Below are 3665 nucleotides of genomic sequence, written 5' to 3'. Positions count from 1 at the left end.
CCCTTGAGTGCAGTCAACGCGCTAGTGGTCTCTGTCAGGCGGCTGTCGATATCGGCCACCACCTGTGGCGCCGCCTGCACCGCAACCGGTTTCAGCAACGCCATCATCCGCGAAACCCCGGCAATATTGGCCTCGAAATCGGCAAGATCGGTCTGCGCATAGTGATCTTCACCCGCGGTGATCTTCGTATCGGCAATCTGCCCGACAAGCCGCCCCGCGCCCTTGGCGATCTGCTCGGGCGGAATGCGCAACCCGCGTATCCGGTCCTTCAGTGCCGTCACGTCGGCCAGCAGCTTCGCCGAGACTGGCGCCAGGCCGTCAAGGCTGTTCTTGGCGTAGAGACCGTATTCAATACGATGGAAGCCGGTGAAACCTGGGTCCTCCTCGCGCTTTTCGAGATAGTCCGCCACCGGATCGATGGCATTGTGCAGATCGGCGAAAAGGTCGGCCATCGGTTCAATCTGTTTGTAGGGAGCACGCGCCTTCTGATAGGATTCCCGCGCCTTTTCGAGATCGCCGGCCTTGATCGCGTCATCGAGAGCCTTCGTCGCCTTCACCAGCGAATTCGCCTGCATCGCCATGAACACCTGGAATTCGGCCAGCGGACCGATAAACGATACCAGCGCCGGCCGCGCAGCCTCCGCTTCGGACTCGGCCGATGGCGTGACGTGCAAGGTTCCGCGCGGATTGTTGAGCAGGCCGCAGGTGATCTCGTAGGTTCCGGCCTTGAGTTTTGCCTGCATCGTCTGGGTAAAGCCCGGCACGATATTCTCGCGCTCTTCCAGAACCATTACGCCGTCGAGGATTTCCCACTCAAGCGCGCGGTTGGATTTGTTGACGATGGTGAAGGTCGAACGCCCGGCCGGAACCGTAATCTCGTTGGGATCGCATGCGCTGTCGTTGATCGTGACAGTGATAGCCCCGCTTGAACCCGCCGATTTCAAACCTTTCGAGGCATAGTAGAAGGCCACACCGCCTGCGACGACGAGAAGGGCGGCCCCCGCAACCGCCAGCTTCATCAGCTTTTGCGATGAAGGGCGGGGAGAACTGGAGCCGGCGGTTTGCGTCATATAAAATTTCTTTCGGTCAATGGGTAGCGATCAATGGGAAGGTTGGGCGGCAGTCGTGCGACTGCCCGCTGGACGCAGGAACATAAAGATGCTGATGGATAGGAAGGCGACATAGACGATGACTTCGCCCAGCGTCGGCATGTCCTGGTAACCGAACATTCCGGAGAGCAACGTACCCAATGGGCCGCTGACCGGCAGGATGCCGCTCAGGTCGATGACGACTGTCTGGAGGCTGTTCCAGACGCCCGCCTCGTGGAAATGCCGCAACGTGCCCGCCAATATCCCGGCAGCAACCACCAATATGAAAAGGCCCGTCCAGAAGAAGAACCGGCGCAGATTGAGGCGAATACCGCCCATATAGATGCCGTAGCCGAGCACGATCGACACCAGAATGCCGAGAAGCGCGCCAAGCGGCGCATCGTTGTTGGTGCTCTGCTGGAAAATGGCGAGCAAGAAGAATACCGATTCGAGCCCTTCGCGGGCCACGGCGAAGAACACCATGGCAATCAGCGCGGGGGCCTGTCCTGTCGAATGCGAAAACGCCGAGTCGATCGAATGGTGGAGGTCGGATTTGATCGAGCGCGCCGCCTTGCGCATCCAGAAAACCATCGACGACAAGACGATGACTGCAATCAGCCCGACAATGGCCTCGAAGAACTCCTGTGCCTTCTGGGGGAACTCGGCGCTGACCATCTGCAGCCCGGCTCCGACGAAGAGCGAAAGCGCAATGGCAAGCAGAATCCCGACCCAAACCGCCGGCATCCATTCGCCTCGACCGGTCTGCTTCAGATAGCTCGCGACAATGCCCACGATCAGGGCCGCCTCGATGCCCTCACGCAGCATTATCAGGAATGGAACCAGCATAGATCAGACCCTCGGCCAACCCTTGACGCCTCTTCGAGACGCGCTTTGGCGCCGCGGGAGTCATAGACTGTCGCGAAAAACGAAGCAATAACAATATATTAGAAGAATTCTAAGGAATAACCGGAGAAAATTTGTCAATTATTCCAATATGTTGATTGTTTCAATCCACAATCGAATGCAACCTAATGTCGAGAAGGCCCCCTGCGCCGCCACATTCTTGCCACAATTCCTCCAGTGGAGGCGAAATCAACGCGGAACGCTCGCTACGCCGAGCAATCGATCGACCGTGTCGCGATCACCCGCCAGTTGCTCAGATAAACCATCCCATACGATGCGACCGCGTTCGAGAATGATCACCCGCTCGGCAAAATCGAGAGCGCTCTGGATACGCTGCTCGACGAGCAGGATGGTCATCTCGCCGCTCGAGGCGAGTTGCGAAAACGCCGCCATCAGTTCCGCGCATATCACCGGCGCCAGCCCCTCCAGCGGTTCATCGAGCAGCAGCACAGTCGGCTTGCCCAGAATGGTGCGGGCGGTCGAGAGCATCTGCTGCTCCCCGCCGGAAAGTTTTGCCCCGGAATTCGCCCGCCGCTCGTAGAGCCGAGGGAACATGTCGTAGGCCTCCTGCAACGCGGTACGCGGCCTTCCCTTCAACCCGACGAAGAGGTTCTCTTCGACAGTCAGCGATGGAAAGATACTGCGTGATTGCGGTACGAAGCCAAGCCCGCTCCAGGCCCGGGCGGAGCTCTCCATGTGGGTAAGGTCCGCATCGCCGAGTTTGATCGTGCCGTCATAGCGCCGTGTCTGCCCCGCAAGCGTTGCAAACAATGTTGTCTTGCCGACGCCGTTTCGCCCAAGTACCGCGATGCGCGAACCGGCCTCGGCAGTGAAGGAAATATCTTCGAGGACCCGGGTCGGACCATAACCCGCGCTCAGACCCTTGACTTCAAGCCGCGCTGCCATTGGCATACCCTCCGAGATAGGCCTCGCGTACCCGCACGTCGTTCGTCGCATCGACAGGCAGGCCGTCGAAGATGATTTCACCCGCCGCCAGCACGATCACCCTCTTGGCAAAACGAAAAACCAGATCCATGTCATGCTCGATCATCAGCACCGCGAGATCGGCCGGCAGTTGCGCCAATGCATTCTCGATCAGAAACGTATCGCTGTGCGGCACGCCCGCGGCCGGTTCGTCGAGCAACAGCACCTTCGGCCGAAGCGCCAGCGCCAGCGCAATTTCCAAAAGGCGCTGTTGACCATAGGCGATCTCGCTGACTGGTACCCGCCCGAGTGCTGTCAGATTGAGCGTCTCAAGAATTTCATATGTTTCACGCATCACGTCTGGCATGGCCTGAAAGGAACCCGCCATCCGGCCGGACTTGCCTTGCCGCTGCAGGATCGCCAGCGCGACATGCTCTTCCGGGGTCATCTCGGCAAAAAGCCGTGTCACCTGAAACGAGCGAACCAGCCCGGCGCGCACACGCCTCATCGGAGTGAATTTCGAAATGTCTTCGCCGCCCATCAGGACCTGTCCGGAGTCCGGACGCAGATGGCCGGTTACCAGATTGACGAAGGTGGTTTTCCCGGCGCCGTTCGGGCCGATCAGCGCCACGCGATCACCCTTGCCCAGCGCCAGCGAGACATCGCGCGTAACGTTCAGCCCGCCAAAGACCTTCTGGAGATGATCGACCTCGAAGAGTGCAGTCATTTGCCGCCTCGCCTGTATCGTTC

4 protein-coding genes are annotated in these 3665 nt (G+C 59.5%); all 4 read right to left on the bottom strand.

The genetic code is table 11. The features are described 5' to 3' along the window. Positions 1-1070, bottom strand: a 1070-nt coding sequence (gene efeO / locus ACXJ5O_RS21485) for an iron uptake system protein EfeO (RefSeq protein WP_457301662.1), incomplete at its 3' end; no start/stop codon positions are given. Between the two features lie 30 nt (positions 1071-1100). Beyond that, positions 1101-1934, bottom strand: a complete 834-nt coding sequence (gene efeU, locus ACXJ5O_RS21480) for an iron uptake transporter permease EfeU (RefSeq protein ID WP_457301661.1) — start codon at positions 1932-1934, stop codon at positions 1101-1103. Between the two features lie 246 nt (positions 1935-2180). Beyond that, complete coding sequence (locus tag ACXJ5O_RS21475; RefSeq protein ID WP_457301660.1) at positions 2181-2903, bottom strand: ABC transporter ATP-binding protein; 723 nt, start codon at positions 2901-2903, stop codon at positions 2181-2183. Then, the gene (locus ACXJ5O_RS21470) at positions 2881-3642 is read right to left on the bottom strand and encodes an ABC transporter ATP-binding protein (RefSeq protein WP_457301663.1); all 762 of its coding nucleotides are present in this window, start codon (positions 3640-3642) and stop codon (positions 2881-2883) included. The genes ACXJ5O_RS21475 and ACXJ5O_RS21470 overlap by 23 nt, the downstream gene beginning before the upstream one ends. Positions 3643-3665 lie beyond the last annotated feature (23 nt).

Source organism: Phyllobacterium sp. P5_D12 (assembly GCF_054049495.1).
Note: the sequence above shows the minus strand (reverse complement) of the source record. Positions and strands in the feature narration are given on the sequence as shown.